At 49.3% G+C, this 18,019-nt stretch carries 13 protein-coding genes and 1 pseudogene; 5 read left to right on the top strand and 9 right to left on the bottom strand.

Annotation, left to right across the window (positions count from 1 at the left end; translation table 11 throughout):
• The first annotated feature begins 68 nt into the window (after positions 1-68).
• Complete coding sequence (locus B7990_RS04095; protein ID WP_088639737.1) at positions 69-2,240, top strand: polysaccharide biosynthesis tyrosine autokinase; 2,172 nt, start codon at positions 69-71, stop codon at positions 2,238-2,240.
• Between the two features lie 206 nt (positions 2,241-2,446).
• Entirely contained in the window at positions 2,447-4,477 is a 2,031-nt protein-coding gene (locus B7990_RS04090; RefSeq protein WP_088639736.1) for a glycoside hydrolase, read from the top strand.
• Between the two features lie 16 nt (positions 4,478-4,493).
• On the opposite strand, the gene B7990_RS04085 is transcribed toward B7990_RS04090, so the two are convergent.
• The 8 genes and pseudogenes from B7990_RS04085 to grpE form a co-directional block, all read right to left on the bottom strand.
• Positions 4,494-5,081, bottom strand: a complete 588-nt coding sequence (locus B7990_RS04085; protein WP_088639735.1) for a flavodoxin family protein — start codon at positions 5,079-5,081, stop codon at positions 4,494-4,496.
• A gap of 165 nt (positions 5,082-5,246) precedes the next feature.
• On the bottom strand, positions 5,247-6,392 hold the full coding sequence (dnaJ, locus tag B7990_RS04080; RefSeq protein ID WP_088639734.1) for a molecular chaperone DnaJ: 1,146 nt from the start codon (positions 6,390-6,392) through the stop codon (positions 5,247-5,249).
• A gap of 273 nt (positions 6,393-6,665) precedes the next feature.
• Entirely contained in the window at positions 6,666-8,567 is a 1,902-nt protein-coding gene (gene dnaK / locus B7990_RS04075; RefSeq protein ID WP_088639733.1) for a molecular chaperone DnaK, read from the bottom strand.
• 252 nt (positions 8,568-8,819) lie between these two features.
• Positions 8,820-9,128: a type II toxin-antitoxin system RelE/ParE family toxin gene (locus tag B7990_RS04070; RefSeq protein ID WP_088639732.1), complete on the bottom strand. Its 309-nt coding sequence runs from the start codon at positions 9,126-9,128 to the stop codon at positions 8,820-8,822.
• The gene (locus B7990_RS04065; RefSeq protein WP_088639731.1) at positions 9,129-9,374 is read right to left on the bottom strand and encodes a type II toxin-antitoxin system prevent-host-death family antitoxin; all 246 of its coding nucleotides are present in this window, start codon (positions 9,372-9,374) and stop codon (positions 9,129-9,131) included. It abuts the gene before it with no gap.
• 134 nt (positions 9,375-9,508) lie between these two features.
• Positions 9,509-10,141, bottom strand: coding sequence for a carbohydrate-binding protein (locus B7990_RS15200; protein ID WP_368668106.1), 633 nt, complete (start codon positions 10,139-10,141; stop codon positions 9,509-9,511).
• A gap of 165 nt (positions 10,142-10,306) precedes the next feature.
• Positions 10,307-11,605 (bottom strand): annotated as a pseudogene (locus B7990_RS15195) (glycoside hydrolase family 43 protein); the annotation flags it as partial.
• A 168-nt stretch (positions 11,606-11,773) separates the two neighbouring features.
• Entirely contained in the window at positions 11,774-12,463 is a 690-nt protein-coding gene (gene grpE, locus B7990_RS04055) for a nucleotide exchange factor GrpE (RefSeq protein ID WP_088639729.1), read from the bottom strand.
• 404 nt (positions 12,464-12,867) lie between these two features.
• On the opposite strand from grpE, the gene B7990_RS04050 reads away from it, so the two are divergent.
• From B7990_RS04050 to B7990_RS04040, 3 genes are all read left to right on the top strand, one after another.
• Positions 12,868-13,743 (top strand): hypothetical protein, encoded by an 876-nt coding sequence (locus tag B7990_RS04050; RefSeq protein WP_088639728.1) that lies wholly within the window; start codon positions 12,868-12,870, stop codon positions 13,741-13,743.
• A 204-nt stretch (positions 13,744-13,947) separates the two neighbouring features.
• Positions 13,948-14,289 carry a P-II family nitrogen regulator gene (locus tag B7990_RS04045; RefSeq protein WP_088639941.1) on the top strand — a complete coding sequence of 114 codons (342 nt, stop codon included), beginning with the start codon at positions 13,948-13,950 and terminating at the stop codon, positions 14,287-14,289.
• A 132-nt stretch (positions 14,290-14,421) separates the two neighbouring features.
• On the top strand, positions 14,422-15,687 hold the full coding sequence (locus B7990_RS04040; protein ID WP_088639727.1) for an ammonium transporter: 1,266 nt from the start codon (positions 14,422-14,424) through the stop codon (positions 15,685-15,687).
• 270 nt (positions 15,688-15,957) lie between these two features.
• On the opposite strand, the gene B7990_RS04035 is transcribed toward B7990_RS04040, so the two are convergent.
• On the bottom strand, positions 15,958-18,018 hold the full coding sequence (locus tag B7990_RS04035; protein ID WP_088639726.1) for an NAD(+) synthase: 2,061 nt from the start codon (positions 18,016-18,018) through the stop codon (positions 15,958-15,960).
• Position 18,019 lies beyond the last annotated feature (1 nt).

Here is an 18,019-nt window from a genome sequence, read left to right as displayed (position 1 = left end):
TTTCCACTTGTTCAAAAGCTTTTATAATTCAAACTATTTGTGATTGCTTTACATAATTAGGATAGCTTATGGAAGAAAAAGAAGAGAAAAAAATTGTAAGTCAAGCTACAATTCCGTTGCCTTCAGACAGCAACACAATCACGTTGCTTGAAGCAATGCAAATCCTCTGGGAAAAGAAATTCACGTTATTGCTGTTTATTCTGGTAGGCGGCGTTATCGGTTATTCTATTGCAAACTGGCAGCGTCCACAGTACACTAGCGATATTTTGTTGCAAATTGATGCAAAGGGCGGTAACGCGACGAAGGCGATGGGCGAGATGGGTTCCATCCTTGATGTTGCTAGCCCGGCCGATGCCGAAATTGAGCTTATCAAGAGCCGCATGGTTTTGAGCTATGTCGTCGAAGCCGAACATCTTTGTTTCAATGCAACGCCAGTTGGTGCAGTCGATCGCTTTACGCATAAGGAAGGGCGAATGGACCTGGATTCCCTCTACATTCCTGCGCTAGCCCGTGCGGGAAAGTGGATGGCTAGAACCGTCGATGAAAATACATACGAAGTCATTTCTCCTGAAGAACAAGTCATTCTGAAAGGCAAAGTCGGTACCATGTTCAGGGCGGCTTACGCAGGTGATACTCTCGATATTCATGTTTCAAAGATGCTTGCAATGCCAGGCCAGGAATTTATCCTTTCTCAATCGGGATTACTAGGGGCCATTGCTGCATTGAAGGGTGGACTTAAAGTTGCTGAAAAAGGCAAGAAGAGCGGTATCATCGAAGCTAGTTTCAATCATCGTTATCCTGATAGGGCTGCATCGATCTTAAATACGGTTGCTAAGACTTACTTGCGCCAAAATGTTGAAATGCGCAGTGCCGAAGCTGCAAAGACTCTCGAATTCTTGGAAAAGCAGCTCCCTGGTGTGAAGGCAAAACTAGACAGTGTCGAAAAGATTTTAGCCGATTATCGTCATAGCATTGGTTCTGTGGATATGACTGGCGAAACGAGTGCTCATTTGAACAAAGAAAGCACAATCCAAAGCCAAATCTTGGAATTGGAGCAGCAAAAACAAGCCGCCATGCGTTTGTTCAAGGAAGAACACCCAAGTGTTCAGACACTTATTCGTCAGCAGAATCGTTTAAGAGCTGAACTTGGCAAGTTAAAGAAAAATGCTGAAAAGATGCCTTTGACGCAACAGGAAGTGGCTCGCTTGAAGGAAGACGTGGCGGTCAATAACGAAATTTATACAACCATGTTGAACAACATCCAGCAGTTGCGCGTTGTGCGTGCAGGTGAAGTGGGTAACGTTCGCATTGTTGACTTCGCGCAGATTAACGGAGCTCCGAGCAAGCCGAAGAAAATGAACATCATTATATGTTCTGTGGCGGCTTCATTTATGCTTGGCGTTCTCTTGGTATTCCTCTTGCGTATGATGCATAATGGTGTCCGCAGCGTTACGGACATCGAACGCGAAACGAATACAAGTGTACTTGCCAGGGTTCCTGAAAATTCTGACACTAACTTGAACTATAAGTTTAAAAAGACAAGACAAACTCATGTTCAGACAAATCCTGACGATCCTCTTAGCGAATCGATTCGCTCCATTCTTACAGCGATAGATTTTTCGTTCAATATAAATAAGGAACATCAGGTGATCATGGTGACAGGTATTACGCCTCGTGCCGGTAAGAGCTTTATTTCAACGAACCTTGCAGCTACATTTGCCATGGTCGGGAAGAAGACCTTGTATATTGATGCCGATATGAGAAAGGCTTCGTGCCGCTTTACCAAAGTTGGCCTTGCCGATGTTCTTATGGGGAAAGTTGCTTTTGAAAACGCGAAAATCACGAGCACAAGCCTTCCGAACCTTGATATCTTGGAATCAGGAAAGTTTACTCTTTCTGCGTTTGAGCTATTGCGTGGCGACATGCTTAAGAATTTACTTGACAAAATTCGCCCGCAGTACGACACCATTATTATCGATACTCCACCGATGAATATGGTGACGGATGCATACATGATTTGCCCGTTGATTGACTTTGCCCTTGTTGTGTTGCACTATGGCCGTCATTCTATGGATTCTATCAAGGAATCCATACAGACTTTGGAGCGCTACTGCGATAAGCCCAAGGCGTTTGTGCTGAACCATAGCGAACACAGACACGGTTACTACGGCTATTACGGTTACTACGGCTATTACGGTTACTATGGTTATGGATATGCTCACAAGTCCAAGAACGACTAAATAGCAATCGTGAAAGAACGCTGAAAAGTTATTGAGCACCCGCTTCCTTGAGGAGCGGGTTCCTTTTTTTTGTACGAATGTGCTGTAAAATGACAATTAGTCAATAATTTCTTGTGTTGGGGTGTCCGCTTTTTCGTAAAATAATGGATTTTTAGAGAGTAAAGAACCGCGCACTTCAAGATGCGCCGATACATGGGGTTGAGAAATTGAAGAGTAAACTGATTTTTATTGCGACAGCCGCTACCTTTGCTTACAGTGCCGCCCAGGCCCAGACGAAGGTCGTCGTGGACCCAGGCAAAAAATACCAGCTTTTTGAAGGCTGGGGGACAAGCCTTTGCTGGTGGGCTGAACTCGTCGGTGGCTGGGACAAGGCTAACTACACGAAGCTTTTGGGCGCAGTTGCCGACCCAGACACAGGGCTTGGCTACAATATTTTCCGCTATAACATCGGCGGTGGCGACCAGCCCGGCCATAACCATTTGACCAAGGGCGATGGGGGAGCCGCCGTTCCCGGCTACAAGTCGACGGAAAAGGGCGATTACGACTGGACGGCAGACCCGAACCAGCGCAACATCGCATTTGCTCTTGCTAAAATGGCAAAGGACCCGATTTTCGAAGCATTTTCGAATTCCCCGCCGTGGTGGATGACGAACAGCGGTTGCGTTTCGGGCGGTGTCAATGGCGCCGACAATCTCAAGTCCGACTACTTTGACGATTTTGCGGATTACCTCTCCGAAGTCGCAAAACATTTCAAGGAAGAATGGGGCATCACGTTCCGCACGATTGAGCCGTTCAATGAGCCGAGTGCAGGCTGGTGGAAAGCAAATGGCGACCAGGAAGGCTGCGGCTTCAAGAACAAACAGTCCGAAATGATTGTGGAGCTTGGCAAGGCGCTCAAAGCGAAAGGCCTGTTCCCTGCAACTTCCGTAAGTGCGGCCGATGAATCAAACATTGGCGATGCCTTGGCTCGTTTCAACAGCTATAGTGCCGAAGCGCGTTCTTACATGTTCCAGGTGAATACGCATAGCTATTCCGGTTACGATTCCCGTGCTAAGCTTTACAATGCTGCATTTGCTGCCGACAAGCGCGTGTGGCAATCCGAATCAGGACCGCTCCACCGCAGTGGCGACCTCGACATTACGCTTTGGATGGCCGATGTGATTTTGCACGATCTCCGCGATATGCATGCAAGCGCCTGGGTCGATTGGCAGCTTTCTGACCCAGCCGAGAACTGGCGTACGATTACCGCAGACCACAAAAAGCAGACGTTTTCTTATGCGCCGCGATTCTACATGCATGCTGCGTTTAGCCGCGCCATCCGACCGGGTTCGCGCTTTATCGATAGCGACAACAGCAACACGCTTGCCGCCATCCGTGAAGACAGTTCGCTTGTGCTCGTGGTGCTGAATACGGGCTCTAGCGATGCAAAATACACGTTTGACTTGAGCAAGTTCACGACAATAGGCAAGAAGGCTAAAGTCCACCGCTTTACGCTCCCGGCTGCACTCAAAGATGATGCTGATATTGATGTCGCAAACAAAGCGATTACGGTTACTGTAGGCAAACAATCCATCGTTACGATGGTCATTGAAAATGCAACTGGCGGCACGTGCGAAGCAAGCACGATCATTCCGTATGCCAAGATTCACAATGGCGGCTGGAACGAGACGACCGAAGTCAAGGTCAATCCCGGTGATTCGCTTGTGATTGGTCCACACCCTTGGGAAGGTGGCCGCTGGACTTGGAAAGGCCCGAACGACTTCTATTACCTGGGCCGTGAAGTTCGTTTCAAGAATATGCAATGGCAAAGCAGCGGCGTTTACACAGGAACGTACGTGAATTCTTATGGTTGCGAAAGTACAGTCGATATCAAGGTCATTGTCGATGACCCGGAACATCCGTATGAGGAGCCAGATTCAGGCAAGGTGAATCTTGATCTGCGAATAGCTTCAAGAGTTGCGCAAGGTGCCGGGAAAATCTCGGTCACAAAAAGCGGGGGAGACCTGCTTGTGAACATCGCCGGGAATGCACCGGGAAAAGTTGCGCAATCCGTAAAATCCTCGCAGTCCGGGAATGCGCTACTACAGCTCACGATTCATGACTTGCAGGGCGTTCTCCTGATGCGTCGCTCCATTGACGGTTCAGCCGTTGTGACTGTTGCGCACTTAGCGAAAACGCCGTTTATCGTGCGCATCAAGGGTGCAGGGAAGACTGTTTATCAGAAAAAATTCAAGTAATTTTTAGCGATGAGGATTACAAATACGCGTGGTGGAGCTTGTTTGCGAAGCTACGGCATTTGGCGATTTCGCGCGAGGTGAGATCTTTGTTCTTGACGGTGTCGCCCTTTTGCAGAATGCCTGCAATCTTGAAGCCGCTCCAGCAAAGAACTTCCTTGAGCGCACGGACAGTCCCTGCGGATTGCTTGAACAGGATGTTGAACGGCCATGGGGTCGAGCAGGTGGTAATGAGGACAGCCTTTTTGCCTTTGAGAAGCGGAATCGGGTAGCCGCTTTCGCTGTGGTCCATCATGCCGTAAACCCAGCGGTCAAAAAGCATTTTGAGTTGCCCCGTCATATTGCCCCAGTAGCACGGCGAGCCTACGATTAGAGCATCACAATCTTGTACGAGTTGCAAAACTTGCTTAGCATCGTCATCAGGCATAACGCAGTCGTGTGTGCTACGGCATTTCATGCAACCAATGCACGGGCGAAATTGCAATTTGCAAACATCGATATAAAGGACTCTATCGCCACAGGCCAACAGTTCGTTGCGGACAATCCCAAGCATTTGGCTGATATTGCTGTTCGGGCGCGGGCTTGCGTTCAAGATGACGTACTTCAATTTCGGACTCCTTAATAATGAGCATTCTGTGCTTTTATTTATTAAACACCTAAGGAGCGGAAATGTGTTACTATAAAATAAAAATCCCGGACGCTATTCACGTTCGGGATATTACTGGATCCTTCGACTACGGGCTTTGCCCTTCGCTCAGGATGACGCTGCGCGTCACTTAAAAAGATTCTTCATCTTCTCGAGGAAACTTTCTTCTTGAGCGGATTCCTTGTCCTTGCGGAGTTCGGCGAGCTTCTGGTAAAGCTCCTTCTCTTCGCGAGAGATGTCCTTCGGAATGTCCACGCCAATTTGCACGTAGAGGCTTCCGCGGTCGCCGCGCTTGTTCAGCGGGTACAGGCCCTGGTCACGCAAACGCAAAATGGAGCCCGCCTGCGTACCGGCCGCAATCTTGATCTGCACCTCTTTACCGTCAAGCGTCGGAATGCGCTGAGTCCCGCCAAGGACCAGTTTGTGGATAGGCACCTTGACTTCGCAGTGCAAGTCGTCGCCTTCGCGGCTGAAGAAGTCATCGGGCTTTTCGGCAATCACCACCAGCAAGTCGCCGCAGGCACCGCCGCGAGGCCCGCAGTTGCCTTCGCCACGCAGGTTCAGGTACTGGCCCTCGGCAACGCCCGCCGGAATCTTGATGGAAATCTCTTCCGTTTCCTGCACACGGCCTTCGCCATGGCAGTTGCTACACGGTTTCGCGATAACTTCACCCGTACCATTACAGGTGGGGCAGGCGCTCTCGGTAATCATCTGGAAAAATCCGCCCGTAGAGCGGCGCACACGACCCGTTCCATGGCAGGTGCTGCATTCCTTGATGTCCTGGCCGCCCTTGCCGTTACATTCCGTACACGGCGTGTAGCGTTTCAGGCGAACCTTCTTGGTGCAGCCTTCGAAGATTTCCTTGTAGCTGAGCGCCACCTTGATCTGCAAATCGTTTCCGCGCGGAGGACCGGCCTTGCGAGCACCGCCACGACGGCCACCGCCGCCAAAGCCGAATCCGCCACCGAAAATATCGCCGAATTGCGAGAAAATGTCGTTGAGGTCGAAGCCAGCTCCACCAAACCCGCCGCCACCAAAACCGCCACCGGGGGCGTTAAAGCCGAACTGGTCGTACTGTTTACGCTTTTCGGGGTTGCTGAGCACGTCGTAGGCCTCGGCAGCCTCCTTGAACTTCTCTTCGGCTTCTTTGTCGCCCGGGTTCTTGTCCGGGTGGTACTTGATGGCAAGCTTCTTGTACGCGTGCTTGATTTCATCAGCACTTGCGTCCTTGCCGACGCCTAGAACTTCGTAATAATCTCTTTTTTCAGCCATAATATGCCTTCGGCATTTAGTAGACAGTAGGAAGTAGACAGTAGACAGGGAAAAGCTTTGTTGTCCTTTAGTAACTGCAAACGTCCTAATTCATACTAATAAACAGATACCCTTATTTACACAAAAAGGATTGCTCCCTAAAAGAGAGCGAATCCTATTTTGTAAGTTGCAGATGGAGGATGTATAAACTAATGTTTTAGATCCTTCGGCTTCGGGTAAAACCCTTCGCTCAGGATGACACTTCCTACTTCCTACCGTCTACTTCCTACTAAATTAGTCAACCACTTCAGCGTCGACGACTTCCGGACCGTCGCCCTTCTTGTCGTTCTTCGGCTGTTCAGAAGCGCCCGGCTGCGGACCCGGCTGGGCCTGGTTTGCACCGGCGGCCTGGGCCATGGAGCTGATCATGCCCTGGAGCTTGTCCATAGCGGCCTTGATCTCTTCCTTGGTGCCGTTGTCCTTCTTGGCCTTGATGTCGTCGATGGCTGCTTGCAGCTGGCTCTTGGTGTCGGCCGGGAGCTTGTCGCCAAATTCCTTGAGCTGACCTTCAGCCTGGTAAGCCATCTGTTCGGCCTGGTTCCTGATGTCCACAAGTTCGCGCTGTTCCTTGTCCTTGGCAGCGTTAGCTTCGGCATCCTTCACCATCTTGTTGATTTCGTCTTCAGACAAGCCGCTGGAAGAAGTAATCTTGATGGACTGTTCCTTGCCGGTTTCCTTGTCCTTAGCAGACACGTGCACAATGCCGTTTGCATCGATATCGAAGGTCACTTCGATCTGCGGCACGCCACGCGGCTTCTTCGGAAGGTCGGTCAAGTCGAACTTGCCGAGCGTACGGTTGTCGCGGGCAAATTCGCGTTCGCCCTGCAACACGTGAATCGTCACGGCCGGCTGGTTGTCTTCGGCGGTAGAGAACACCTGGCTCTTCTTGGTCGGAATCGTGGTGTTACGGTCGATGAGCTTGGTCATCACGCCACCGAGAGTCTCGATACCCAGGGAAAGCGGGGTCACGTCGAGGAGCAACACGTCCTTCACGGAGGAGTCGCCGCTAAGCACGGCACCCTGGATGGCGGCACCGATAGCCACCACTTCGTCCGGGTTCACAGTCTTGTTCGGTTCCTTGCCGAAGAACTTGCGCACAGCTTCCTGCACGGCCGGGATACGGGTAGAACCACCGACCAGGATCACCTCGTCGATTTCGCTCAAAGAAAGACCGGAGTCCTTGATAGCCTTGCGGCACGGTTCCATGGAGCGTTCCACCAGGTGGGCGGTCAGCTGGTCGAACTTTGCACGGCTGAGCGTGAGGTCCAAGTGTTTCGGGCCAGTAGCGTCGGCAGTGATGAACGGGAGGTTGATGTTGGTCGAAGTCGTGGCAGAAAGGTCGATCTTCGCCTTTTCAGCGGCGTCCTTCAAACGTTGCAGGGCCATCTTGTCCTTCTTCAGGTCGATGCCCGGATTGTCCTTCTTGAATTCGTCGTTGATCCAGTCGATGATGACTTCGTCGAAGTTGTCACCGCCGAGCATCGTATCGCCGTTGGTGGCCTTCACGCTGAACATGCCGTCGTCGATTTCCAGGATAGAGATATCGAACGTACCGCCACCGAGGTCATACACGGCGACCTTTTCGCTCTTCTTGGAGTCAAGACCGTAGGCAAGGGCGGCAGCCGTCGGTTCGTTCACGATACGGAGCACTTCGAGGCCAGCGATCTTGCCGGCGTCCTTCGTAGCCTGACGCTGGGAGTCGTTAAAGTAGGCGGGGACCGTAATCACGGCCTGCGTCACCGGCTGGCCCAGGTAGTCTTCGGCAATCTTCTTCATGGTCTGGAGAACCATGGCCGAAATCTCGGGAGGAGCGAACTGCTTGTCGTCCACCTGCACGCGCACCGGGTCAGAACCCGTGCCCACCAGCTTGTAGGGCATGTTCTTTTCGGCAGCGGAGCATTCGCCGGCCGTACGGCCCATGAAACGCTTGATGGAGTAGATAGTCTTTTCGGGGTTGGTGATGGCCTGACGCTTTGCCACGTGGCCCACCAGACGTTCGCCGTTCTTGCCGAAAGCGACAATGGACGGGGTGGTGCGGAAACCTTCCGCGTTAGCGATGACGACCGGCTTGCCGCCTTCCATCACGGACACGCAGCTGTTGGTCGTTCCCAAGTCAATACCGATAATCTTACCCATGATTTTAATCTCCTATTTTAAATTCTTGATCCCCAGTGTTTTTGTTTGAGCGGGGAGTTTTTTACGCCGATATATTAGCAAAAGCCGTGCCAACCCCGAAAAACACCCTTTTTGTTTCGTTCTGAAACATTTTTTTGAGCTAAAAACGGGCAAATTTAGGGCTGTTTCAAAAAATAACGCCCCACGACGTCATCCTGACGACCGTAGGGCGGGAAGGTTTCGGTGATGTATTAAATAGGTTGGGGGAGAATACTACAATTCCAAAATTTTCAAATAGTTCATTCGACTATTCAATATGCGGATAATAAGTACCTTGTCAAGTTCAATTCGATAAAAGACAATACAATTCGACACAGATAAACATCGATATCGACTCAATGAATCTACTTTGCCTTTTAAGGATGGACCTATTTCAGGAAAAATGGCTAGGTTGTCGATGGCATCAAGGATTTCAAGAACCTTTTTATTTGCCGCTTGAGGACTGCCCAATTCAGATTCTATATACGCTTTGATTGAATCCAAATCCTCGGAGGCCTTTGGCGAAAAAATGATGACGGGCATCTACACCTCGTATTTCTTCCGCACATCGGCTGCGGAAAGCCAGCCACCCTGTTCAGCGGATCGTTCACCCTCGGCAAGAGCCTTCTGGAGTTTCAAAGCTGCAACCATCCGTTCGTACTCCTTAATGTCAATGACAACATAGCAACCCCGACCATTTTTGGTTAGGAATACTGGAGACTTTTCAGATACATTCTGAAGAACTTCGTTGTAATTACGCAAATCGGATACCGGCAAAATACAAGGCATAAGAAACCTCCTTTCTAAAAATACAATATTTTAAGCAAAATTACAAGTAATATATTAAGAATATTGTTTTTCTGAATAGATAGGAAAAAAATCCTCCACTGGGGAGGATTTTTCGCTCAGGATGATACTCCGTGTCACTTTCCGAAGTTAACTCTAAAGGTCTGTCCGATGGCGTTGCGAACGATATAAGCTCCGTTGTGATAACCGGCAATTTTGAGTCCGTTCTTGATTTCTGTCAGTGTTGCTCCGGCGTTTAAGCGGATTTTGCCGAGCATGTTGCCCATCAAGTCAAAGACTTTGTAAACACCTGCGTTTTTTGCGAAAGCGTTTGCAGCATCCGAAGCAAATTTCGGCAAGATGCCCGTGGTGCCATTGCGCTTGTCCATAATATCGCCATCAATTTTACCGAAGGCAATCCAGTCGAGGTTTACGTAGTCGCTTGTTATTAGGACTTTGAGCACGTGTTCGCCTTTGGTGAGTTCCTTGGTTGTTTTGCCTTTGTACGTAGCGTATGTATCGAAGTCATCGGTTCCAGAAAGCGAGAGTGTATCGGTGATGGGTTCATTGTCCATAAAGAATCGTACGCTTGCGCTTTCCATGCCTGTTGCGTAAGAAAGTTCGAAGGGGAGGGTTCCGCTAGTTTCGACGTTCACGGTGTATTCCAGCCATTCGCCTTTCTGCGTGTAGCCCACTGCAAAGCCGTCGCCGTTCTTCACGATGTCCACGCGGTCTTCGCGGTATTCCTTGCCTTGATTTTCGGAATCCATGTCGTAGTAGGCCTTACCTGCACCGCCCACATCGTAATTTTCGAAGTCAATAAAGTTTGCGGGGCCTTCAACGCTTGCACCTACGACTGGAACATCACACTTGGCTTCTGCATCTTTGAGTTTAGCCTTGCAGAACGGGCTTTGCGGAATGGCCGTTTTGCTGTCCTCGAATTCCCAGTAGTCCGCTTCGAAATCGCCCGCGAACACGAAGAACACGTCGTGTTTGCCGACAGCGCCTGTAAGCGGAACTGTTACGAGGCCGTCTGCGGAAAATTCCGCCTTGCCAACAATTTCGCCGTCCACCTTGTCCAGGCGAACCGTGATACTCGATGCCTTCTTGACATTTAGCACCGATGCAGAAAAACTTTCTGCGCCTGCATCGCCGAATTCCACGCCGCTAATTTTGGTGTAGTCACCGTTGCCGATGTTGGTGAGGATGACGTTGCCCACGTCCTTGGCGTTACGGCTCTTGACACCTTCGCTCCAAGACATTGTTTCAGCTTCGACGCGCTTGTACGGGTCAAAATCTTCCACTTGCGCCACGCCATTTTCGGGCCAGAAGTCGATTTTCTGGATGGTGCCGTCGGCATTATAGTGCATCTCGGCCACGGAGACCGAGCGGCGTTCCGCATGCTTGTAGGCCTGTCCGATTTTAGCCTGGTATTCCGCCCAGAGCAGGTAATTCAGGCCGAAAACGTAAGATTTTCCCTTGTAGTCGATGATGCCCGGGTGGTTGCCGCGGCTTTTCGGGGAATGCGGCATGATATCGCCCTTGTAATTCCACGGACCAGTGGGGGAGTCGCTCATAGCATACCCGATGCCCTCGGAGCAGCAAGTGGAGGCGAACGCCATATAATAATACTTGCCATGTTTGTAGAACCACGGCCCTTCCTGGTAGTCCTTGATTTTGGGGTAGGTCACGATGGAACCTTCCGTGTGGATCATGTCCTTTTTCAGCTTGATCATGTAGAGTTCCGGGTTGCCCCAGTACATGTAAGCTTGGCCATCATCGTCAATCCAAACGGTAGGGTCGATATCGTTCCAGTGTTGGCGCTGCCATACGAGCTGGCCGTTGAGCGGATCCTTGAAGGGGCCGTAAGGACTGTCCGATACGAGCACCGAAATTCCGTGACCGTGGATGGGGCAGTACATGTACCATTTGCCGTCGCGTTCGATGACCTGTTCCGCCCATGCGCCGTTGTTGGAGTTATACCACTTGAAATCGCTGAGGGATGCGACCGAGCCGTGATCCGTCCAGTTGACCATGTCGGTGGAGGTGTACAAAAGCCAGTCGTACATCATGAACCCGTCGGCGTTGTCGTCGTCGTGGGTCGTGTAAAGGTACACCGTGTCGCCGTGCACATAGGGGGCGGGGTCTGCCGTATACTTTGTCGTGATTATAGGATGCTGTGCAAATGCAGCGCAAGCCAATACCGCTGAAACGGTTAAGATTTTACCAAACATCTTGATCTCCATTCCTTGTTAATTCCTACACCCAATAACAAAGATATATCTGAAAATGTTTGCGGTTAATCGCTTGCGTAAATCTCTATTGTCAATTTATCAAAAGCGGGGGATATAAAAAAGCCCGCACACAGGGGAGTGTCGGGCTGAAAAACGGGGAAGATTAGGTTACTTTCCGGAGGAAACGATAACCTTGGCGGTCTTCAAGATTTTGTTCTTGAGCTTGTAACCCTTCTGGAATACGGTGACAACATGACCTTCCGGGATAGTTTCGGAGGGCTGCTGCATCAGAGCTTCGTGGAGGTTCGGGTCGAATTCCTTGCCGGTCGGGTCGATTTGTTCGAGGCCTGCGTCCGTGAGAACCTTAGCGAACTGGTTGTAAATCATCTGCATGCCTTTTTCGAAAGCTTCGAGATCTTTAGCCTTGTTTTCGCTGGCGAAAGCACGTTCGAAATTGTCCTGGACTTCGGAGAGCTTTTCGAGGAGCTTGCCGTTGGCTGTTTCGATGAGTTCGAGCTGTTCTTTGGCGTTACGGCGGCGGAAGTTTTCGAATTCGGCCATCAGGCGCAAGTTGCGGTCGTTGGCATCGGCGAGCTGCTGTTTCAGAATTTCTTCGGCGGAAGGTGCTGCGGGCTGTTCAGCGGCTTTTTCTTCGGCCTTTGGTGCTTCTGCATTTTGACCTTCGGCGTCAGCAGGCTTTTCGGCGTTGGCATTGCCGGTTGCTGAGCTTGCCGAAGCATTGACTTCAGCTTCGAGATTCATCGCGTCCTGGGCGGCTTTCAGCACATCCTGTTCAAATTGAGCACGATCAGCATCGTTCGGTTCAACATTCTGTTCCGGATTCTTTTCTTCAGCCATGATATATCAATATTCCTTTAAAAATTGTCCGTGAGGACATCTGTTTTACAATTCCGACATAAAGATAGCAAATACCATGCCAATAAAAAGCGTCAAAAATCGTTTTAATGTGAAACAAACACGCTCCAGATGAAGATGTACGCTCGGCGGCGGGCATGACAGATTGGGTTTGAGGTAAAAGAAATGCCGGACTCCCCTTTCTAAATCAATATTGCCGATAATGCGGATTATGTAAACTAAAGAATTTCAGAAATATATTCCTTTAGAGTTTTCTTGTGAAGATCTTCGAAAAAATCTTGTGCTGTATTCATGTCGTTTTGGTTCGCCAATAATTTCTTTTTTTATATAAAAAATTGTAGATTTAAAATAAATTTGTCTGTTCTGACAACACATAAAGGCGTTATATGATAAAAAAATTTATATCCTATTCGGCATCAATGTTATTGGCTTTGACGGCCTGCTCAACGGAAAATACGGTAGCACCCTCAAATGGTCCCGTTAAAGTAACCCAGAACGAATGTTCGGCTAAGTTGCTTTCTCAGAATTCTGTCGAATTGAAAACCGCGATAGCAAACGGCTTTATCACCACGACAACTGCAAAAATTTTAAAAGGGAATAAAGTTGAGCTTGAAATAACGACCTTATACGATGAATCTGTCCCTGTAACTGAAATTCAAAAAACATGTACAGAAAATAAAATGGAGGCTGCGGAAAAGAATGCAACCGTAAGCTGTACCGATTATTCGATAACGGTCAAATCAATAGAAAAATCCTATATGAATATTGATCAAACTCTTGCATCAGCACAGCAAGCTTGCAAAGAATTTTCAAAAAAATATTCATCAGTATCTAGTGAGGATCCAAATCCCGGACAAATCGAAAACGACCCACCCACTCCACCTCCATCAACAAAAACAGGAAAGGCCACTTGTCAAATTCTCGAAGACTCCGAAAACAACTTTTCCATGATCGCATCCGCTCCGGACTCCGTGACCATAACCGGAACAGCTTCATTCAACAACGGCGTCCAAATAATTAAGCTTGTAGAAGAATTCGATCCCAGTGTTCCTCAAAGTGTAATAGACGCAGAATGTGCTTCGGCGAAAGAAGAAATTGCCGAAGAGGAAGGTATTCCCCTTCAAGTCTCTTGTGAAGGAAATAAAATCACGGGATACTTTGAAGCTGTAACTGGTAAAAATATGATGACATCAGTTGTTCCTTTAATGATTTCTGAATGCGACCAGATCCAGGAAACAGGGATCATCCCGGAAGACTTTTAAAAGAATTTTCACGCTCTGTAAATAAAAAGCCTTTCTTACAATTCTTGTAAATCTTTCATTTAAGGGATTTAACTCCCCTACACCGCCCCGCAACCCGCATAGAATAAGGGATTGCGGGCTTTTTTATGTGTCGGAAAAATTTTTGGCACACATTTTGCAAATACGGCTGCGAACAAAAAGAAAACCTCAAAAAAGGATACAATCATGAAGCTCGTCACAGCTTACATTCAACCAGAACGGCTTAACTTCGTAAAGCAAGCTCTTTACGAAAATAAGATTTACAAGATGTCTGTCACTAACGTACTTGGCTGCGGCCAGCAGAAGGGATACAACCAACGTTTCCGTGGCGTTGTTACCGAAGTTAATTTGTTGAAGAAAATTTGCCTCAAGATTGCAGTGAACGACGAATTCGTAAAGCCCTGCATCGATGCCATCATCAAGGGTGCTCGCACAGGAGAAATCGGCGATGGAAAGATTTTCGTCACGTCGCTTGAACAGTGCGTCCGCATCCGCACGGGTGAAACTGGCCCGGAGGCAATTGGATAAGCATCAGTAGGAAGTAGACAGTAGACGGTAGACAGTGAATTTCACGATTGATTTTTTCACTTCCTACCTCCGGCTTCCTACTGCCTACTTGTTTAGTTAGCAAACAATCAACTAAAAAAAGGATTTAAACAAATGAACGAAGTAGCAACAGTCGCAACCGTCAACGACGCCATCTTTATGACGGAAAACATTTGGATCATGATCAGCGCCATGTTGGTGTTCATCATGGGTCTCGGATTTGCATGTGTCGAAGCAGGCCTTGTGCGTGCTAAGTGCTCTGCAAACGTCGCTTTCAAAAACATCGCCGTGCCGGCAATCGGTATCACGATGTACGCCTTGCTCGGCTTTGGCCTTATGTACCCGGGCACTTTCAACGGGATTCTCGGTTTCGCAGGCTTCGGCATTGGCGACTGGGCAAATCCGGCAAACTTCACCGCAGCCTACAACGGACACTTTACGTTGTTCACAGACTGGCTGTTCCAGGCAATGTTTGCAGCAACAGCCGCAACGATTGTGTCCGGTGCCGTTGCTGAACGTGTGAAGCTCAACTCCTTCCTCGTTTTCACCATCGCCTACGTGGCTCTCGTCTACCCTGTTGTCGGTAGCTGGACATGGGGCGGCGGCTGGCTTTCCACCTTCGGTGCTCACGGTTTCCATGACCTCGCCGGTTCTACCCTCGTCCACTCTGTGGGTGGTTGGGCAGCTCTCGCTGGCGTGATGATTCTCGGACCGCGTATCGGTAAGTATGTCGGTGGCAAGGTTCACGCTATCCCGGCTCACAACATTCCGCTTGCAACAATCGGTGTGTTCATGCTCTGGTTCGGTTGGTGGGGATTCAACGCCGGTTCTGCTCTCAACGGCGACCCGAAGGCTACTAGCTGGATTCTCGTGACCACGAACCTCGCTGCTGTCGCAGGCATCATCACCGCAACGCTTACAAGCTGGATCGTTTCCAAGAAGCCGGACGCCACCATGGCCCTCAACGGATGCCTTGCTGGTCTCGTCGCTATCACCGCTGGTGCAGACGTCGTGACCCCGCTTTCTTCCTGGATTATCGGCGCTATCGCTGGTGTGCTCGTCGTCGGTGCAGTCTTCATGTTCGACCGCTTGCACTTGGATGACCCGGTCGGTGCTCTCTCAGTTCACCTCGTCAACGGTGTCTGGGGTACGCTCGCTGTCGGTATCTTCGATATGACTGGTGACTACACTCTCGGCACTCAGGCTGTTGGCGTCCTCGCTTACGCGGTCCCGTGCTTCGCAGCCGCAAGCCTCATCTTCTTCGTCATCAAGAAGACTATGGGTCTCCGCGTGACTGAAAAGCAAGAAATGCGCGGCCTTGACCAAGCTGAACACGGTCAAGAAGCTTACAGCGGATTCCAAATCTTCAGCAACATGTAATTTAGCACTTAGTTATTAGTCAATAGTCATTAGTTAAAAAACTTACTGAAATTTCCAAGCCTTAAACTAACGACCAACAACCAATAACTAACAACTACAAAAAGTATCTCTGTTGACTAAAGTACCCCGGAACAAATGTTCCGGGGTTTTACGTTTGCAAAAAGAATGCCAAATTGTTAAACTGTTTTTGATAAAAAAGCGCCAGCAGTTATAATGCAAAAACATCCCCGCACGGAGGCAGGGATGTCATTGCAAAAAATGCGGCGCGGTTTAGAGATTCTCGATTTCCTTGAGCCAGTCCGCAGAAGATGCATCGCTGGGCATTCGCCAATCAGCTCGCGGAGAGAGCGAAATTGTTCCGACCTTTGGACCATCCGGAATGCAGCTGCGCTTGAATTGCTGCGCAAAGAAGCGCTTCAAGAAGAGCTTAAGAACGCGAACAAGTTCTTCACGCGGGTATTTCGTCTGAATTGCGGTACCATCCTCGCCCACTTTGTCCCCAAAAGCTTTCTCGGCCAAGTAAAGCAATTTGCGTGGTTCTGCACCATATTTTGTAAAATGATACAGATAGAAATCATGGATTTCATAAGCCCCGAGAATGGACTCTGTTTTCTGCGCTATTTGTCCGTTGCTATCGGCGGGCAAAAGCTCTGGTGAAACAGGCGTATCCAAGATGTCTCGGAGAACATCGGCGAGCGCTTTTGCAGAATCTTGGGAATTTGCAGCACTCTCCCTCATCAATTCTTGCACATGATCGGCGTACCATGCGACAACGTGACGCACGAGCGTCTTTGGAATATCGCAGTTCACCGCATACATGGACATATGATCGGCGTTATACGTGCTCCAACCAAGAGCGATTTCGGAAAGGTCGCCCGTTCCAACGACAATGCCGCTTTCCTTATTTGCCAAGTCCATCAAGATCTTGGTGCGTTCACGAGCCTGTACGTTTTCGTACGTCACATCAAGCTTTGCGGCATCGTGACCGATGTCCTTGAAATGCTGCAAGCAGGAAGGCTTGATATCAATTGTTCGAAGTTCAACGCCCAAAAGTTCCGCCATTGCAACAGCGTTGTTTTTGGTGCGTTTGGTCGTTCCGAATCCAGGCATTGTAATCACGAGGATTTCGTTCAGCGGGCGATTCAGCAACTTGAATGTTTCAACAGCGACAAGCAATGCAAGCGTTGAATCTAGACCGCCACTGAGGCCGAGAACGGCTCGTTTGGCATACGACGATTCCAGACGCTTGGCGAGTCCTGCACATTGGATATTGAAAATTTCGCGGCAGTTGGAATCGCGATGTGCAATGTCGCTTGGAACAAATGGCATCGGCACAATGTAGCGGTATTTAAGACCTTCCGTGGGCGTTTCAGAATCTTTCGCAACAACGGGAAGTGATGCAAAATTTGCGGCCTTTGCAAAATATTCTGTGGAATCGAAATCCTGGAAACTACCTTCGCTTAAACGTTGAGCGTTCAAGCGCTGTACATCGATATCGGCAAAAACAATTTCACTTTTGCGACTGTAATTTTTGCGTTCGGCGAGCATGGAGCCGTTTTCGGCAATCATCAAATGACCGCTAAAGACCATGTCGGTCGTGGATTCGTGAACGCCGGCAGATGCATAAACGTATGCCGCCATGCAGCGTGCAGACTGATTCATCACGAGATTACGGCGGTAATCGCCCTTCCCCACGAGCGCATCGCTTGCAGACAAATTTAAAATCACATTTGCGCCAGCCAAAGCGAGTTCACCGCTAGGCGGCGCCGCGGTCCACAAGTCTTCGCAAAGTTCCACGCCAATGCGTATTTCTTCGCTACCGTTTACCATAAAGAAATTTGTTATCGGAACCTCGCCCACGCCATCAAATGAATACGTGAGCGGAGCTTTTCCATAACTGCCGGTTTTAACACTGTTTGCGCTTAGCAAATCGCGACCGCTATTGAAATGGCGCTTTTCGTAAAATTCACGCTGGTTCGGCAAATGGATTTTGGGCGTAATTCCAATAATCTTTCCGCGTTGCAAAAGGACGGCGCAATTATAGAGTTTACCGAACATCCGGAGCGGAAGCCCCACAGCGACAATCATGTCGGAATCGTCAAACGCCTTTGCAATTTTCAAAAGCGATGCAAACGATTTCTTCAGCAAAAGCTCTTGATGGAACAAATCACTACAGGTGTAACCCGTAATGCAGAGTTCAGGGAAAACAACAACTGCGGCCCCTTCGTTTTTGGCGAGGAGACCGCAGCGTATGATTTCATCAGTATTGAATTCCGTATCCGCAACTTTCAAAGTTGGGCACACAGAAGCGATTCTGTAAAAACCGAACATT

The organism is Fibrobacter sp. UWB4, from assembly GCF_002210345.1.
Taxonomy (GTDB): Bacteria; Fibrobacterota; Fibrobacteria; order Fibrobacterales; family Fibrobacteraceae; genus Fibrobacter.
The sequence above is the reverse complement of the archived record's forward strand: the minus strand, read 5'-3'. Positions and strand labels throughout refer to the sequence as shown.

Excerpts from the sequence above, each read along its gene's own strand:
- B7990_RS04040 (WP_088639727.1), top strand. The coding sequence starts at position 14,422 with ATGAACGAAGTAGCAACAGTCGCAACCGTCAACGACGCCATCTTTATG.
- grpE (WP_088639729.1), bottom strand. The coding sequence starts at position 12,463 with ATGGCTGAAGAAAAGAATCCGGAACAGAATGTTGAACCGAACGATGCT.
- B7990_RS15200 (WP_368668106.1), bottom strand. The coding sequence starts at position 10,141 with ATGGATTCCGAAAATCAAGGCAAGGAATACCGCGAAGACCGCGTGGAC.
- dnaK (WP_088639733.1), bottom strand. The coding sequence starts at position 8,567 with ATGGGTAAGATTATCGGTATTGACTTGGGAACGACCAACAGCTGCGTG.
- B7990_RS04070 (WP_088639732.1), bottom strand. The coding sequence starts at position 9,128 with ATGCCCGTCATCATTTTTTCGCCAAAGGCCTCCGAGGATTTGGATTCA.
- B7990_RS04050 (WP_088639728.1), top strand. The coding sequence starts at position 12,868 with ATGATAAAAAAATTTATATCCTATTCGGCATCAATGTTATTGGCTTTG.
- B7990_RS04035 (WP_088639726.1), bottom strand. The coding sequence starts at position 18,018 with ATGTTCGGTTTTTACAGAATCGCTTCTGTGTGCCCAACTTTGAAAGTT.
- B7990_RS04065 (WP_088639731.1), bottom strand. The coding sequence starts at position 9,374 with ATGCCTTGTATTTTGCCGGTATCCGATTTGCGTAATTACAACGAAGTT.
- B7990_RS04045 (WP_088639941.1), top strand. The coding sequence starts at position 13,948 with ATGAAGCTCGTCACAGCTTACATTCAACCAGAACGGCTTAACTTCGTA.
- B7990_RS04095 (WP_088639737.1), top strand. The coding sequence starts at position 69 with ATGGAAGAAAAAGAAGAGAAAAAAATTGTAAGTCAAGCTACAATTCCG.
- dnaJ (WP_088639734.1), bottom strand. The coding sequence starts at position 6,392 with ATGGCTGAAAAAAGAGATTATTACGAAGTTCTAGGCGTCGGCAAGGAC.